Below are 16,788 nucleotides of genomic sequence, written 5' to 3'. Positions count from 1 at the left end.
AGAAAATAATTGTTTGTTAATACTTGAATTTCTTGTAAAATTATGTTATTTTGGATACAAAAATAGCATCGCATATTTTATTACACAAAATGGACGTGAAAAAGTCGTTATTTGATAACCTACAAAATTTCTTCGGGTTTGATAATTTCAAGGGTGATCAGGAGTCGATCATTACTAATATTTTAGAAGGCAATAATACTTTTGTTATTATGCCTACAGGCGGAGGAAAGTCTATTTGCTATCAGTTACCTGCTTTAATGAGCGAGGGAACAGCAATTGTGATTTCTCCACTAATCGCATTGATGAAAAACCAGGTAGACCAATTAAGGGCATTTGGTGGAAATGACAGTATTGCTCACTTCCTTAATTCATCTTTAAACAAATCTGAAATTACTCAAGTTAAATCTGATCTCTTAAGCGGTCAGACTAAATTATTGTATGTTGCGCCAGAATCTTTGGCGAAGCAGGACAATATTGAATTTTTAAATCTGATTAAAATTTCTTTCGTTGCCGTTGATGAAGCGCATTGTATCTCTGAATGGGGGCACGATTTCAGACCTGAATACCGGAAAATTAAGCAGGTTATTGCAGGACTGGGAAATAATATTCCAATTATTGCATTAACTGCAACTGCTACGCCAAAAGTACAGCAGGATATTATGAAGAACCTCGGGATGACGGAAGCAACATTATTTAAATCGTCATTTAACAGGCCGAACTTATTTTATGAAATCCGTCCAAAAAGAGATATTACCAAAGAGATTATTAAATACATCAAATCTAATCCGGGTAAATCAGGAATTATCTATTGCCTCAGCCGTAAGAAGGTGGAAGAGGTGGCCGAAGCTTTAAACCTCAACGGAATAAGTGCATTGCCTTATCATGCTGGTTTAGATCCAAAAGTAAGGGCAGAAACACAAGATAAATTTTTGATGGAGGATGCTGAGGTGATTGTTGCAACCATTGCCTTTGGTATGGGGATCGATAAACCGGATGTACGCTTTGTAATTCACCACGACGTTCCCAAAAGCATGGAAGGTTATTACCAGGAAACGGGTAGGGCCGGCCGTGATGGTGGTGAAGGTGTATGCATTGCCTTCTACTCTCAAAAAGATGTAGATAAGCTGGCCAAGTTTATGAAAGATAAACCAGTTTCTGAAAGAGAAATTGGTACGCAGATATTAAAGGAAGTGATAGATTATGCTGAATCTGGTGTTTGCCGTCGTAAACAGATTCTTCACTATTTCGGCGAAAACTTTAACGAAACCGGCTGTAACTGCATGTGTGATAATTGCAAAAAGCCTAAAAAACAGTTTGATGCCGAAAGTCAGTTATCTACCGTATTAAAGTTTATTGAGAAATCTGGAGAGAAATTCGACGATGCGCATTTGCTGAATGTTTTCTTAGGCTTAGAAACGGCGCAAACCATTGCGTACGAACATAGCAAGGTTCCTGAATTTGGAATTGGTAAAGAAGAAGGTGAGTTGATGTGGAAATCGATTATCCGCCAGGCTGTTTTAAACAATTATCTTTTTAAGGATATTGATAATTATGGTTTATTGAAATTAACAAAGCAAGGGAGAGATTTTATTGTTAATCCTTATAGCCTTAAATTTATATTGAATGAACCCATAGAGAACGGTGCTGACGATGATGATGATGATGTAAAACAAGGCACAGGTGCATTAGATACTCATCTTTTATCACTGCTTAAAGAATTACGTAAAAAAATTGCAAAACAGAAAAGTGTTCCGCCATTCGTGGTTTTCCAGGATCCATCATTAGAGGAAATGTGTACACACTACCCGATTACGGTGGAAGAACTTCGCCAGATTTCTGGTGTAGGTTCGGGTAAAGCGATGAAATTCGGAACACCTTTTATCGAATTGATTAAAAAATATGTCGAGGATAACGATATCGAACGTCCTATCGATCTGATTATTAAAACTCAGGCCAATAAATCACAAATGAAAGTTTCGATCATACAAAATATCGACAGACAGATCGGTTTGGAAGACATTGCCGATTCGAAAGGCATTACTTACGAAGAAATCCTGAAAGAAGTAGAATCGATTGTAAACTCTGGTACTAAACTTAACCTAAACTATTTCATTGATGAAGTAATTGATGATGATAGACAAGATGAAGTTTTTGATTATTTCAGAGCAGCCGAAAGCGATTCTATAGACGAAGCGCTTAATGAATTGGGCGAAACCGATTATACCCGTGAAGAAATTCAATTGATGCGGATTAAATTCATGTCAGAATTAGGAAATTAAAAATCAGATATGAGATATGAGATCCTGGATTTGAGACAAACTCATATCTCATATCTCCTATCTCATATCTCATATCTCATATCTCAACTATGCTAGATTATTTAGATAAATTAAAAAATACAGATTCAGGAAATTTCTTTTTAATGGCAGGTCCATGCGCTATTGAAGGCGAGGATATTGCCATGAGGATTGCTGATAAGATTATAACCATTACCGATAAACTACACATTCCATATATATTTAAAGGTTCGTACCGTAAAGCGAATAGAAGCAAAGGGAGTTCTTTTACAGGCATTGGTGATGAAAAAGCTTTACGCATTTTAGAAAGGATCGGTAGAGAATTTGGCGTTCCAACCGTTACTGATATTCACGAAAGTGCGGAGGCTGCTATGGCTGCTGCCTACGTAGATGTGCTGCAGATCCCTGCATTTTTATGCCGGCAAACTGATTTATTAATTGCTGCTGCAGAAACAGGAAAAGTAGTTAATGTTAAAAAAGGGCAATTCCTTTCCGCAGGTTCTATGAAATTTGCTGTAGAGAAAGTAAAAGAAGCCGGAAATAATAAAGTAATCTTAACCGATAGGGGAAATACCTTCGGATATCAGGATCTGATTGTTGATTACCGTGGTTTGCCTGAAATGCAAGGTTTCGGTGTGCCGGTAGTGATGGATTGTACACACTCTTTACAACAACCTAACCAAAGTAGCGGGGTTACCGGCGGTAAACCAGAACTGATTTCAACCATAGCCAAAGCGGCAATTGCAGTTGGCGCAGATGGTTTATTTATCGAAACACATCCTGATCCTGCAAATGCCAAATCTGATGGTGCCAATATGCTTCATTTAGACTTGCTCGAAGAAACCTTATTGAAATTAGTTCGCTTAAGACAAGCTGTTATTTAATGACTAATAAAGAGGTTTTCTTAACTGCAGAATGGCGAAAGTTAGCCCTTGCGCAATATGCTGTAGATCAGTCAATTCTTCAAAAATATCTTCCTCCGCATACCGAATTAGATACGTGGCAAGGGAAGTACTATGTGAGTTTAGTTGGTTTTATGTTTATTAATGTAAAGTTACGAGGCTTTAATATTCCATTCCATACTAATTTTGAGGAGGTTAACCTGCGCTTTTATGTTCGATACAAAGATGATAAAGAATGGAAAAGAGGAGTTGTTTTTGTTAAAGAAATTGTTCCTTTACCCGCAATAACACTTGTTGCTAATACCATTTATAAAGAAAATTATCAGACATTGCCAATGAAACATGTTTGGATAACGCAGGAAAACCAGCTTGAGGTGGAGTATCTTTGGAAAAATAAAACATGGAATAATTTTCAGGTTATTGCTAATGCTCAGGCAGAAGAAATTACACCTGGCAGCAAAGAAGAATTTATCACCGAACATTACTGGGGTTATACAAATATTGGTCACAATAAAACCTCTGAATATGGGGTAGAACATCCGCGCTGGCAAACTTATCCGCTAAAAAGTTATAAAATCAACGTCGATTTTGGAATAAATTATGGTAATGATTTTGCCTTCTTAAATCATGCCCGGCCAGATTCTGTTTTCTTAGCAGAAGGATCAGAAATCAGGGTGCTTAAGGGAAAACAATTTTAGATGAGCTTATCATGATTCGAATCAAATCCGATGATCATGACCGCTCCAGGTTTTAATTGATTTTTTCTCTTAAAACCAAAATGCTTCCCAATATAATTGGGATGCATAAAAAAAGCAACATTATAATAAACAAGTTCGAACAATCCGTGAAGTAATTGGTTTTTATATTTGTTGATGTAGCTCCGGGGTGTAACTTTTCCTTTACTACTAATTTTGAAGGGGTTAGCCTTAGTTTTTTATATTAAATTTAAAGATAGAAATATGCTGGAAGTGTAGTTTTATCAAAGAATTTGACAAAACGACGGTCCCGGGTATACATCTGTATTTAAATATCCAATTATGAAATCTTCCGATCAGAAACCAAACCATGGCGACAGCAGGCGCGATTTCCTCAAAAAAGGCTCCGTAATTACAGCCATTGCATTAACGCCCAGCGTTGCAATAAAAGCAGCTGAAAGTAATACGGATGAACGTTTTGCCGAACTTTTTGAGAAAATCCCCTTAAAGCTTACGGTAAATAATAAAGCTTATCAAACAACGGTAGAGCCCCGGGTAACACTTTTAGATTATCTCCGGGAAGAATTACATTTAACAGGTACCAAAAAAGGTTGTGATCATGGTCAGTGTGGCGCCTGCACTGTTCATGTTGACGGACAAAGAATAAATTCCTGCCTCAGCTTAGCCGTAATGAACGAAGGAAAGAAAATCACCACGATTGAAGGTTTGGCGAATGGTGATACTTTACATCCTATGCAGGCTGCATTCATCAAGCACGATGGATTTCAGTGCGGTTATTGCACGCCCGGTCAGATTATGTCAGCCGTAGCCTGTGTGCGCGAAGGCCATACCAATTCCAGGGCTGAGATAAGCGAATATATGAGTGGTAATATCTGTAGATGTGGCGCTTATCCTAATATAGTTGATGCAATTATTGAAGTGAAGGAAGGAGGCGATACTGTATGATCAACTTTCAATACCTAAGAACAACCACAGCAAAATCAGCAATTGCTTTATTGGTAAAAGATAAAAACGCAAAATTCCTTGCCGGTGGTACAAACTTAATTGATCTGATGAAAAGAGGTGTTACTGCACCTGAAAAGCTTATCGATATCAATCATATTCCGTTAAAACAGATTGAGCAGGTTGGGAATAAAATCCATATTGGTGCCCTGGCTTCCAATTCTGCGGTTGCAGATCACGATCTGATCAAAGAAAAACTACCCTTACTTTCATTGGCCTTAAAGGCAGGAGCATCAGCACAACTGCGAAATGTAGCTACTGTTGGCGGTAACATGATGCAGCGTACGCGTTGTGGATATTTTTATGATATAGAAATGCCATGCAATAAGCGCCAGCCGGGAACAGGATGTGGGGCAATGGATGGTTTTAACCGGATGCATGCTATTTTCGGAACGTCAGAAAAATGTATTGCTGTTCATCCCAGCGATATGTGTATAGCTTTAATCGCCTTAGATGCTGATGTAATAGTGGCCAATGCTAAAGGCGAACGTAGAATACGATTTAAAGATTTTCATCGCTTAGCAGGGGATACCCCACAGTTAGACAATAACTTAAAGACCGATGAAATGATTATTCGTCTAGAAATCCCTTTAAATAATCTGGCTAAAAATTACCATTATCTTAAAGTTAGGGATAGGGCTTCTTATGCTTTTGCACTGGTATCGGTAGCAGCAGCATTTGAAATTAGCAATAATAAAATTACTGATGTTCGATTAGCAATGGGTGGGGTAGCGCATAAACCCTGGCGTTTAACTACATCAGAGATTTTTTTAAAAGGGAAAGAAGCTAGCTTAACCAATTTTGAGCAGGCTGCGCAATTGGCCATGAAGGATGCAAAAAGTTTTGGAGGAAATGATTTCAAACTAAAACTGGCACCCAATACGATTATTGAAGCATTAAACCTTGCAAAATCAAAAGCCTAGTTATGGAAAAGAGCATGTTAAAAGACGACAATGATCGCGTAGATGGATTTTTAAAGGTAACTGGGCAAGCCAAATATTTTGCAGAATATGAATTACCTGGCTTAACTTATGGTGTTTTGGTAACCAGTACCATCACCAAAGGGAAAATTACCTCACTTGATACTAAAACCGCTGAAAAAGCTCCGGGGGTAATTGCTGTAATTTCGCACCTGAATAAGCCATCGGCTGCTGCTTACGAGCAGGAAGGTGGCCCACAGATGAAGATTTTTTACACCGACAAGATTTTTTATAACGGACAGCCAATAGCCATCGTGGTAGCTAATACTTTCGAAAGAGCAACTTATGCTGCCTCATTGGTTAAAGCTACCTACGCTAAAGAGGAATTTAATACCGATTTTGAAAAAGCCCTAAAAGATCCGAAGGCTAAAAAACTTCAGGGGCAGGCTGACTATAAACGTGGTGAAGAAAATGCTTATAAAACGGCAGAAGTAAAGCTCGAAGAAAGGTACTTTCTACCGATTGAAACACATAACCCTATGGAATTGCATGGGATTATTGCCGATTGGCGACCAAATAACCAGCTTACTGTTTACGCCAAAACCCAGGGTGTAAAAGCTACGCAGGGCACTATTGCAAATGTCTTTAAAATTCCGATGGAAAATATCCGTGTGAATTCGGAGTTTGTGGGTGGTGGCTTTGGCATGGCCCTGCGCACATGGCCGCTTGAAATTGCAACGGTAATGGCTTCTAAACACATAGGTAAGCCCGTAAAAGTAGTTATTACCAGAATGCAGATGTTTACCATGGTTGGTAACCGACCAGCAGCCATACAAACCATTGGTTTAGGTGCTAATAAAGATGGGAAATTAACAGGCATTACGCATAGGGCATACGGAGAAACCTCCACTTATGAGAACTTTACCGAAGGTGTAGTGAACATGGCAAAATTTATGTACCAATGCGATAACGTAAATACTTCCTATGCCATTGTACCGGTAGATCTGGGTGTACCTATATGGATGCGCGGGCCAGGCGAAGCTACAGGAGCTTTTGCACTCGAAAGTGCAATTGACGAGATGGCATACGCTTTGGATATGGATCCACTGGATTTTAGAATCAAAAATGATCCTGAAACCGATCAGCAGAAAAACAAACCATTTTCTAGCAAGAATATTAAAGAAGCTTATAAAATTGGCGCAGAGAAAATAGGATGGCGCAACCGGAAAAATAAGCCTGGCAGCTTGATTGAAGGACCATGGCAAACAGGTTATGGCGTAAGTGTTGGGGTTTTTAATGCCAATAGGGGTAAAGCCAGTGTTAAGGGTATTTTAAAGGCTGATGGATCGCTGCTTTTACAAAGTGCAACCAGCGATATTGGCCCTGGTACAGGAACTGGCATGACTTTAATCGCTAATAAATTAATGAAGATTCCGGTAAATAAAATTACATTCGAATTGGGCGATTCGTCATTACCACCAGCACCAAGTCAGGGTGGATCGGCTACATTATCTACAGTAGGTTCGGCCGTTAATGATGTTTGTGTAGCACTAAATTCTGCCATTGCAGAACTGGCAGCTAATTCAAATATGGATGCTACATCCAATTTTGTTGATGTTTTAAAAAAGAATAATCTTCCGCAAATAGAAATAACCAAGGAAAGTCAGAGCGGTAAGGAAAAAGATAGTTACTCCATGTATTCTTTCTCTATCCACTTTGTACAGGTAAAGGTAAATAAGTTAACTGGTGTGGTAAAGATGAGTAAAATTGTTTCTGTAGGTGATTCCGGTACCATTGTTAGTCCGAAAACAGCCCGAAGCCAGATGCTGGGCGGTGCAGTTGGTGGAATAGGTATGGCTTTAACAGAAGAATCAATTATCGATCACCGTTATGGAAGATACATTAATAATAACTTTGCAGACTACCACGTTCCGGTGAATGCCGATGTACCAGAGATCGACGTTAATTTCATTAATAAACCTGATCCCTATATTAATCCGATGGGAGCAAAAGGTATGGGCGAAATTGCCTTGATCGGTTTTTCTGCAGCAGTAGCCAATGCCGTTTTTAATGCCACTGGCAAAAGAATCAGGACATTGCCAATTACACCCGATAAAGTATTGGATTAAAACAAGAGGAGTCAAGTTTTAAAAACTTGACTCCTCTAAATACCCTAAACAAAAAATGCGTTCTGTTGTAAATTGGAAGGCATTTTTTGTAAAGATTCTTCTCTTTCGCTCAGAATGACAATCTGAAAAAATTATTTAGCAACTGCTTTACCTGAATATGTTGCCGCTAATTTTAATGCATTGTAAGTATTTACAATTCCGCCACTGATACAAAGATCAGAAAAAGGAACAGAAACTTTTTCGGCACCTGGCTCTTCGCCTTTGGCATATTCTACGTTGTGGTTCACTTTAGTAACCGATTTAACGATAATTTCTTTTACTTGTGCTGCTGTTAGTTTAGGGTAATAAGAACGGATTAAGCCGGCTAAACCAGCCACAACAGGAGAAGCCATACTCGTACCATCTAAGTTTTTGTATTTAGAACCCGGTACGGTAGAGTAAATCTGAACACCAGGAGCGAAAACATCAACCTGTGTTTTACCAAAGTTAGAGAAACTTGCTTTTAATGTTTCATCATCTTTAGGACCTGAAGCACCAACGGTAATCCAGGATGCAATGGTTTTTTCATCTAAATCTTTATGGTTAGGGAAATTATTTTCAACATCGATATTTTTGTTTTCGTTACCTGCAGCCTGAACAATCAGTACATCTTTAGAGGCAGCATATTTCATAGCTTCATTAACTATGGCTTTATCCCAGCTATAAGCCTTACCAAAACTCATGTTAATTACTTTTGCGCCATTATCAACTGCATAACGGATTCCATTAGCCACATCTTTATCTCTTTCATCACCGTTTGGCGTACAACGAACACCCATAATGGCAACATGATCAGCTACACCTAAAATACCAAGTTTGTTGGTTCTATCAGCAGCAATAATACCAGCTACATGTGTACCGTGCATAGCGTCAGGACCTGCAACATCGTTATTGCCATAAAACCGCTCCTTATTATTGTTAGGATCATCGCCAACAATAGAACGAGGATCATAATCAAGATTTAAGTTATAATTGGCCTGGCGTGTATAATAATCAAATCCTTCTACAATCTGATCTTCGTAAAAATCTTTAAAACTGCCTTTTTCTAATTGTTGGCTCAATACATTTTGAATCCTGCCTTCAACCTCAGTAGCAGGTTTAAAGTTTTTAAAATCCTCTGCGGTTGGATTTTCTTTACCGATTTTCTTTACTACTGCATCTAAAGCATTTTTAAAACCAGTAATACCTGCCAGATTTGCCTTAGCTTCCGCTAATTGTTTTTCTAAATCGGCTCTTTCTGCTTTAAAAACTTCGAAATCTTTTTTATCTTTTTCTGCTACATTCGCATCTGTGGTATTTGCAAAACGTACCTGGTCGCGACGAACTAAACGGGTTAATTCTAAAGTTTCGAAGTTTACCGATCCTTTGGGGCCACCAATAAAGTTCCAGCCATTAATATCGTCGATATAGCCATTCTTGTCATCATCCTTTCCATTGCCAGCTATCTCTTTGGTATTTACCCACATAATCCTTTTTAAATCCTCGTGTGTAGCTTCTACACCGCCATCATTTACGGCAACTATAACCTTAACAGATTTTTTACCTTTTAAAAGTTCTTTATATGCTTTTTCGGTACTGATTCCGAAAGTACTATCACTTTTAAGATCAAGATTCTGCCAGTTGGCTTTTTGCGCATTGGCCAAAGTTGGTACTGCACTTACGAACGCAATACTTAACAGCGCTCTGAAAATTCTACTCTTATTCATTTATGTATTTTTGTATTAAACGGCGAAAGTTAATTTTAATTTTTTTATTGAAAGAAATTCTATTAATATTTTAAGATTTTCGCATGTTTTATTGCTGAGTTTTAGATAGCTTTCAATAGAAAAGTCGCCATTCCGACTAGAGCAACGCGGAACGGAGAGATCTTATATTGAAAGAGCTTCCGACTTCGTTGCAATCCGCTCGAAATAACGACTGATCTATATTAAAAAATGTCCTGATCTATTTTAAGCCAGCTGTAATCTTCTTAGCCATCTCGTCATGTGATTCAATTACTTTTAAAGTATTCGCAGCCCATTCTTTGACACTTTGGTCACGGTTTTCAATCCCCTGTTTAAATAATGCTACTGTTTTTTCATGATCGGTAACCATCATATCCATATAATGTTTGTCAAATGCTGTACCGGTCATTTTTTTCATTCCATCCAAATGGATCTGCACATCGGCAGGCAATGCATCAGGAGTAATCACTTTTTTGTTTTCCGCCAAAGCCTTTAATTCTGCATTCGCTTTGGTATGGTCGGCAAGCATTTTAGCTGCGAAATCTTTTACTTCGGTACTTTTAGCATTTTTTGCTGCAATTTTAGCTGCTTCAACTTCCATAATACCGCCTACAGCTGCTTTTCTTAAAAATGTTGCGCCTGCCTCATCAATACCAGATTCGGTACTTTCGGCACCGGTAACATGGTTACCGTTTACCATGGTGGTATCGCCGGAAACGCTGTCTTTTGTAGTCGCCGATTTTTTATCAGCAGTTTGACAAGCCTGAAAGGAAAGTGCCAAGGCAAAAGCTGTTGACAATAAAAATATCTGTTTCATGTTTTCTCTATATTTAATAAATTAGAAACAAGAGCACAGGAAAAAGGTTTTGTTGTTAAAGGTTATTGTGCCAGTCCGTATGGATTTTTAATAACAATAGCCATTAAACGCTCCGGATTTTCAACTGGTTCAAACCCAAATTGCTTATACAATTCATGTGCATCCAAAGTGCCCAGGCGATATGATCGTAAGCCCTGTAAATCGGGATGAAAAATCATAAACGACATCAGTTTTTTCGATAAACCCAATCCGCGGTAGCTTTCTTTAACATAAACATCACAAAGCCATGCAAATGTGGCTTTATCTGTTACCCAACGTGCAAACCCCACTTGCTCCTGATCTCTATAAATCCCAAAACAAAGCGAATTTTCTATTGAACGTTTTACAGTATCCAGCGGAATGCCTTTTGCCCAATAAGATTCTACACTTAAATAAGAATGTATGGCTTCGAGATCTAAAAGCTCCTTTTTATCAGAAAATATAAAATCATTTTCGCTGATTTCCATTTTGATTAATGATTGAATTTTGAATGATTAAATGAGTGAATTCTTTCAAAATCCACTTAAAGAATTAGCTGGTTTTTCCTAAGCCTCTTCCGCAGTTAACCTATTTAACCAGTTAAGCTTTCTAATTACGCATATTAATAAACTGCAATGGCTGATCGAAATCTTCATTTCTACAAAGGCTGATCACGGCCTGCAAATCATCAATTTTCTTTGCGGTTACCCGAACCTGATCATCCATAATAGATGGTTGAACTTTTAAGCCGCTGGCTTTGATTTTCGCCACTACTTTTTTTGCTGCTTCTTTATCCAATCCTTCTTTTATGCTGATTTCTTTTCTGATCATGTTGCCTGAAGCCTGTTGCTCGTCGCCAAAGTCTAAACTTTTCGGATCTAAATTCTGCTTCATCATCCGTGAAATAATGGAACCTTCGATCGCTTTCAATCGCATATCATCTTCAGTAACAATGGTTATTACATTTGTTTTTTATCCAGATCGATCGTGCTTTTCGACCCGTTAAAGTCGAATCGGTTAAGGATTTCTTTTTTAGCATTGTTAATGGCGTTGTCTAATGTCTGCGCATCAACTTTACTTACAATATCAAAAGAAGGCATGGTTTTAGCTTTAAAGTAAAAAAATAAGTAGATTTAATAGAAATTAATCCATCCTCACAAAAAAACGAAAATAATATGAAAACAACTAAGCCGAAGTCTCAAAAAAAGATTACAAAAAAAGAAATTAAAAAACAACTTGAGCAGTCAATCACGGATAAGTTTTTAGAAGTAATTAAAAGTTTAGGTCATGATGTATCGGAAATTAGTACGGAGGTGGGTAAAGCAAGTAAACGGGTGGCTAAAAAATTAACCAGGAAATTTACGATTGTGAAAGCTGATGTGGGACAAAAAATTGATGATTTGTTACATGCATCTAAAGAGAAGGCAAAAGCAGCGAAAAAACCTGTTACCAAGGCGATAAGTAAATCTGAAAAATCTGCTGAAAAAGTAGTTAAAAAAGCTGTCGCTAAGGCAAAACCAGTAGTACAAAGCATTAAAGTTGCAGCGATAGAAACTGAAGAAAAAGCAGAAAAGGTATTGGCAAAACCATTGGCGACAGCAAAAGAAGCTGTTAACGAAGCCACTAAAGTAACTAAAAAAGCGGATGGTAAAACATTAGAAACGGTTACTGATGTTGTTAAAAAAACAGTTGTTAAAGCTACCCCTGTGGTTAAGAAAGTTGTAAAAACCCCTGCTAAAAAATAAATTTGTTAACGTTAACATGCAAATGAATTAACATCGATTTAACAAATTAATGTGCAGTTTTGAACATCCCTGTTTTGGCAGGGATTTTTTATTTTTTTAAATGAGCAATAAGAAGATTCCATTTTTTAACCGCGAAATCAGTTGGCTTTACTTTAATGAACGTGTACTGCAAGAAGCGGCCGATGAAACAGTTCCGCTGATTGAACGGATTAAATTTCTATCTATATTTTCTTCCAATTTAGAAGAGTTTTATCGCGTTAGGGTGGCCACCATGACGCGGTTAACCAATCTGAACGATAAGGCTAAAGCACTTTTAGGATTTAATCCAAAGAAAATTCTGAATGAGATTAAAAATATTGTTGTAAAACAGGAAAGAAAATTCGACCAGCTTTTTCAGGCTACTTTAATCAACGAACTTGCTCAAAACAGGATTTTTATTTTAAATGATACTCAACTGAATGTAAGCAGGGGAGAATTCGTTAAAAATCATTTCAGGGATAAGATTTTATCTAATCTGGTTCCTATTATGCTGGATATGGATAAACCATTTCCAGAATTGAAAGACCGGTATCTTTACTTTTTTGTTAAACTTTCGAAAAAGGATACAAAGGTTAAAGAGAAATATGCACTTATTGAAATTCCACCTAATTTACCCCGGTTTTTAGTACTGCCCGAAACAAACGACCTCAAGTTTATTATTCTTGCTGAAGATATCATCAGGTATTGTTTAGACGATATATTTTATGTTTTTACTTACGATAATTTAGAGGCTTATTCAATCCAGTTAACACGGGATGCCGAATTGGATATCGATAAAAACATTAATGATAAGTTTATTGATGATTTAAAAAGCAGTTTAGAGAAGCGCAAAAAGGGAAACCAATGCGCCTGCTTTATGATTCGGCCATGCCCTTAAATATGCTCACGGTATTAGTGAATAAGCTTAAACTGGAAGCTGAAAGTTTAATTCCGGGTAACCGTTACCATAAGTTTGGCGATTTTATTGCCTTCCCGAATGTGGGTAAAAAGGAATTGGAATATGCACCTAACATACCGCTTAAGGTACACGATCTGCACAGAACCCAAAGCATGTTCAATAAAGTTGCACAGCGCGATTATTTGGTAAATTTGCCGTACCAATCTTATGATTACATTATTTTGTTCCTGCGTGAGGCGGCAATTGACCCGAAAGTAACCGAAATACAGATTACCTTATACCGTTTAGCTGAAAACTCGAAAGTAATCAATGCCTTAATTAATGCGGCTAAAAATGGCAAGGCTGTTTCTGTTTTATTAGAACTTAAGGCCCGCTTTGATGAACAGGCTAATATTTACTGGACAAGCCGTTTAATGGAAGAAGGGGTTAAAGTAAATTATGGTTTAACAGATTACAAGGTACACTCTAAAATCTGTCTGGTTAAACGGATTGAAAAGGATAAGCCGGTTTACTACGCCAATTTAGCAACGGGAAACTTTAATGAGAAAACGGCAGGTTTATACTGCGATCATAGCATTTTCACTGCGAAGAAAGAAATTACCAACGATCTGGTCAAACTTTTTGATGCATTGAGCAAGCGTACCGTAACCAGGGGCTTCAAACACCTGATTGTTTCACCACTGGAGAGCCGATCTAAACTGGTTAATTTTATCAATCGCGAAATCAGAAATGCCAAACAGGGTAAACTAGCTTATATCATGTTAAAGGTAAACAGTTTAGCTGATGAAGGCATTATTTCCAAACTTTACGATGCGAGCAATGCCGGGGTTAAAATTCAGCTTATTATACGTGGTATTTGCTGTCTGGTACCAGGCGTAAAAGGCTTTAGTGAAAATATTACTGCGATTAGTATTATCGATAAGTTTTTGGAGCATGCCCGGGTTTATATTTTCGGTAATAATGGTAAAAACGATATGTATTTATCATCTGCAGATTTAATGAGCAGGAATTTCGAGCATCGCGTGGAAGTAGGTTTTCCTGTTCTGGATCATGATGTTAAACAGGAGATTCAGGATATTATTGACCTACAGTTACAAGACAATACCAAATCGAGACAAATTAATGCCTTAAACAACAACAAATATCACAAAAACAGATTAAGTAAAAAAATAAGGGCACAAGTGGATATTTATAACTATTTAAAAACCAAGCATCAATCATAATGTTAAGATACGCAGCTATAGATATCGGTTCGAACGCCGTGAGGTTACTCATTGCTGATATTAGCAAACAAGACGGAAAATATAAATACAAAAAGAATACCCTTATACGTGTGCCACTCCGGTTGGGCGATGACGCATTCCTGGATCAATATATTTCGGATAAAAAATCTGCAGATCTGGTAAAAACAATGGCTGCTTTTAAAAATCTGATGGATGTTTATCATGTTTCTGAATATTTGGCTTGTGCGACATCTGCCATGCGCGAGGCCAGTAATGGAGAGGATATTGTTAAGCTGATTAAAAAAGAAACAGATGTTACTTTAGAGATTATTGAGGGGCAGCGGGAAGCGAATATTATTTATGCCAACCACATAGAAGAGGAATTAGACGAAAATAAAAACTACCTGTATATTGATGTGGGTGGGGGTAGTACCGAGTTATCTGTTTTTGTAAAAGGTACTCCAGAGGCATCAAGATCTTTCAATATTGGCACAATCAGGATGCTGGATAACCAAGACAAGGAAGAAACCTGGGAAGAGATGAAAGATTGGGTAAAAGAGCATACAAAAGAATATAAACATCTAGCTGGTATAGGTACAGGAGGCAATATTAATAAATTGTTCCGCATGTCGGATGAGAAGGAAAATGCGCCTTTATCGTTGCAGAAATTAAATTCCATGTATAATAAACTCACCAGTTACTCACTAAAAGAACGTATCAATACCCTGGGTTTAAATCCTGATCGTGCAGATGTAATTATCCCAGCTTGTGAGATTTATTTAACTTTAATGAAGTGGACGGGCATAAAGCAGATTTATGTTCCTAAAGTGGGCATGGCTGACGGGATTATTAAATTATTGATAGAAGAGAAGCTGGATTAATTTGGTTGTGGTTTGTGGAGACACAAACCACCCTACGGCTGATACAGCAGCGTGCTTTTTCCGCATCTTCTTATGCCTGTAATTATTAAAGCAAAATTTTCTACGAGCTTTAATTTTGGCAACTTATTCCTTTGCAGTCCCAGTTTTTTATTCAAAAATGCATCATTTTGTGAATCCAAAATAGATGCAATCTGACTCTCTAATAGCATATCAATATATCTTTCATTACAAACGAAAGATATTAATTCATTATTAATGAAAGATATTATTCATTATTAATGAAAGATTTTAAATATTGTTGTTTCACGAAATATCCAACCACAAGCTAGCATCATTCCATCGCCATTCTAAGAAACGTTTTCACTTCCTTATTAATATCTTCTTCAAAGAAAATCCTCAAATGGTGGTTAAATTGATTCGTTCCCGGCACCTGTATAATTTTAGTGAAGCAAAGGTTATCCTTATACGATTGATCGAAAGGAATAACCACGTGTACAAAATTTTTACCCAACTGCGTAATGTATGCGAAGGGTGTTTTAGATTCTATGGCAATCATGGATTTTGCAGGCCTGAGACTTATCTCTCCAAATTCGGCCAATTGTTCAATAAAAAAACGGAATAACCCTAAGGTATATTCCGTTTTTCCTTTTAAAAAGTCTGATAAATGTTTTTCTTCAGACAACATCATCTCTTAGTCTTCAAGTAACTTTGTTGCAGCCTCGTCGGTAAACCAGGTTAATTTACCGTCAATCGGATCGATTAACTGAGAAGGGTACAGATCTGTATTTTTTCTGTATCGCCAATCACATGCTTCAGCGCTTCGGCTTTATTCTCGCCAAATACCAAAAAGGCTACGTTATCTGCTTTATTAATTAACGGCGCAGTAAAGCTAATGCGATACGTATCCAGTTTTTCTACATATACAGCTGCTACGTTTACTTCTTCATCTTTAACCAAAGTAGTATGTGGAAAAATCGAGGCGGTGTGCGCATCATCACCCATACCCAAAAGGATTAAATCGAAAACGATGTCTTCACCATTAAAATGCTTGTCAATTGCTTTTTTATATTCGATAGCTGCCTTTTCTGGAGCCAAAGTAGTATCAACGTAAAAAATATGATCTTCTTTAATACCCAGTGGATCTAAAATGGTTTTCCTGGCCATTAAACCATTATAATTGTCATCATTGGCAGGAACATTACGCTCATCGCCAAAGAAGAAATATACTTTTTCCCAATCAATTCTGTGCTGCCCTTCAGTAGCAAGAAAATGGTAAAGTGCTTTAGGAGAACTACCGCCCGTAAGTACGAAATTGAAACGGTCGTTTTCTTCGATAGACATTTCTGCAATCTTGATTATGTAATCTGCCAGATCCTGGTTTAGTTCTTCTAATGTTTTATATATGAGTAGATTCATTCTGTCAATAATAAAATTCGTC

General features: G+C 37.5%; 13 protein-coding genes and 2 pseudogenes. 9 read left to right on the top strand and 6 right to left on the bottom strand.

All coding sequences use genetic code 11. From position 1 onward, the window contains the following. Positions 1-89: 89 nt before the first annotated feature. The 6 genes from recQ (at position 90) to ACQ86H_RS14405 (ending at position 7,966) form a co-directional block, all read left to right on the top strand. The gene (recQ, locus tag ACQ86H_RS14430; RefSeq protein ID WP_431295402.1) at positions 90-2,279 is read left to right on the top strand and encodes a DNA helicase RecQ; all 2,190 of its coding nucleotides are present in this window, start codon (positions 90-92) and stop codon (positions 2,277-2,279) included. 89 nt (positions 2,280-2,368) lie between these two features. After that, positions 2,369-3,181: a 3-deoxy-8-phosphooctulonate synthase gene (gene kdsA, locus ACQ86H_RS14425; protein ID WP_431295289.1), complete on the top strand. Its 813-nt coding sequence runs from the start codon at positions 2,369-2,371 to the stop codon at positions 3,179-3,181. Beyond that, the gene (locus tag ACQ86H_RS14420) at positions 3,181-3,897 is read left to right on the top strand and encodes a YqjF family protein (protein WP_431295288.1); all 717 of its coding nucleotides are present in this window, start codon (positions 3,181-3,183) and stop codon (positions 3,895-3,897) included. Before kdsA ends, ACQ86H_RS14420 begins: the two co-directional genes overlap by 1 nt. Positions 3,898-4,236: 339 nt before the next feature. Continuing rightward, complete coding sequence (locus tag ACQ86H_RS14415; protein WP_431295287.1) at positions 4,237-4,860, top strand: (2Fe-2S)-binding protein; 624 nt, start codon at positions 4,237-4,239, stop codon at positions 4,858-4,860. Then, the gene (locus ACQ86H_RS14410) at positions 4,857-5,840 is read left to right on the top strand and encodes an FAD binding domain-containing protein (protein ID WP_431295286.1); all 984 of its coding nucleotides are present in this window, start codon (positions 4,857-4,859) and stop codon (positions 5,838-5,840) included. Before ACQ86H_RS14415 ends, ACQ86H_RS14410 begins: the two co-directional genes overlap by 4 nt. Positions 5,841-5,842: 2 nt before the next feature. Continuing rightward, positions 5,843-7,966 (top strand): xanthine dehydrogenase family protein molybdopterin-binding subunit, encoded by a 2,124-nt coding sequence (locus tag ACQ86H_RS14405; protein WP_431295285.1) that lies wholly within the window; start codon positions 5,843-5,845, stop codon positions 7,964-7,966. Positions 7,967-8,097: 131 nt separating this feature from the next. Here the strand turns inward: ACQ86H_RS14405 and ACQ86H_RS14400 are convergent, their stop codons facing one another. From ACQ86H_RS14400 to ACQ86H_RS14385, 4 genes and pseudogenes are all read right to left on the bottom strand, one after another. Beyond that, entirely contained in the window at positions 8,098-9,711 is a 1,614-nt protein-coding gene (locus ACQ86H_RS14400; protein WP_138821164.1) for a S8 family peptidase, read from the bottom strand. A gap of 238 nt (positions 9,712-9,949) precedes the next feature. Next, positions 9,950-10,546 carry a DUF4142 domain-containing protein gene (locus ACQ86H_RS14395; protein ID WP_138821165.1) on the bottom strand — a complete coding sequence of 199 codons (597 nt, stop codon included), beginning with the start codon at positions 10,544-10,546 and terminating at the stop codon, positions 9,950-9,952. Positions 10,547-10,608: 62 nt separating this feature from the next. Then, positions 10,609-11,052, bottom strand: coding sequence for a GNAT family N-acetyltransferase (locus ACQ86H_RS14390; RefSeq protein WP_138821166.1), 444 nt, complete (start codon positions 11,050-11,052; stop codon positions 10,609-10,611). Between the two features lie 121 nt (positions 11,053-11,173). Next, a pseudogene (locus tag ACQ86H_RS14385) lies at positions 11,174-11,664 on the bottom strand (YajQ family cyclic di-GMP-binding protein). A gap of 75 nt (positions 11,665-11,739) precedes the next feature. Here ACQ86H_RS14385 and ACQ86H_RS14380 point away from each other — a divergent pair. The 3 genes and pseudogenes from ACQ86H_RS14380 to ACQ86H_RS14370 all read left to right on the top strand — a co-directional run bounded on the left by ACQ86H_RS14380 (position 11,740) and on the right by ACQ86H_RS14370 (position 15,350). Continuing rightward, positions 11,740-12,309 carry a hypothetical protein gene (locus ACQ86H_RS14380; protein WP_138821168.1) on the top strand — a complete coding sequence of 190 codons (570 nt, stop codon included), beginning with the start codon at positions 11,740-11,742 and terminating at the stop codon, positions 12,307-12,309. A gap of 100 nt (positions 12,310-12,409) precedes the next feature. Beyond that, positions 12,410-14,469 (top strand): annotated as a pseudogene (gene ppk1 / locus ACQ86H_RS14375) (polyphosphate kinase 1). Beyond that, on the top strand, positions 14,469-15,350 hold the full coding sequence (locus ACQ86H_RS14370; RefSeq protein WP_138821170.1) for an exopolyphosphatase: 882 nt from the start codon (positions 14,469-14,471) through the stop codon (positions 15,348-15,350). Before ppk1 ends, ACQ86H_RS14370 begins: the two are co-directional and overlap by 1 nt. Before the next feature lie 331 nt (positions 15,351-15,681). Here the strand turns inward: ACQ86H_RS14370 and ACQ86H_RS14365 are convergent, their stop codons facing one another. Continuing rightward, positions 15,682-16,038 carry a DUF5655 domain-containing protein gene (locus ACQ86H_RS14365; RefSeq protein ID WP_246862776.1) on the bottom strand — a complete coding sequence of 119 codons (357 nt, stop codon included), beginning with the start codon at positions 16,036-16,038 and terminating at the stop codon, positions 15,682-15,684. A 71-nt stretch (positions 16,039-16,109) separates the two neighbouring features. Then, entirely contained in the window at positions 16,110-16,766 is a 657-nt protein-coding gene (gene pgl / locus ACQ86H_RS14360; RefSeq protein ID WP_431295284.1) for a 6-phosphogluconolactonase, read from the bottom strand. Positions 16,767-16,788: the final 22 nt, after the last annotated feature.

Source organism: Pedobacter sp. P26 (assembly GCF_050632135.1).
GTDB lineage: Bacteria > Bacteroidota > Bacteroidia > Sphingobacteriales > Sphingobacteriaceae > Pedobacter.
Note: the sequence above shows the minus strand (reverse complement) of the source record. Positions and strands in the feature narration are given on the sequence as shown.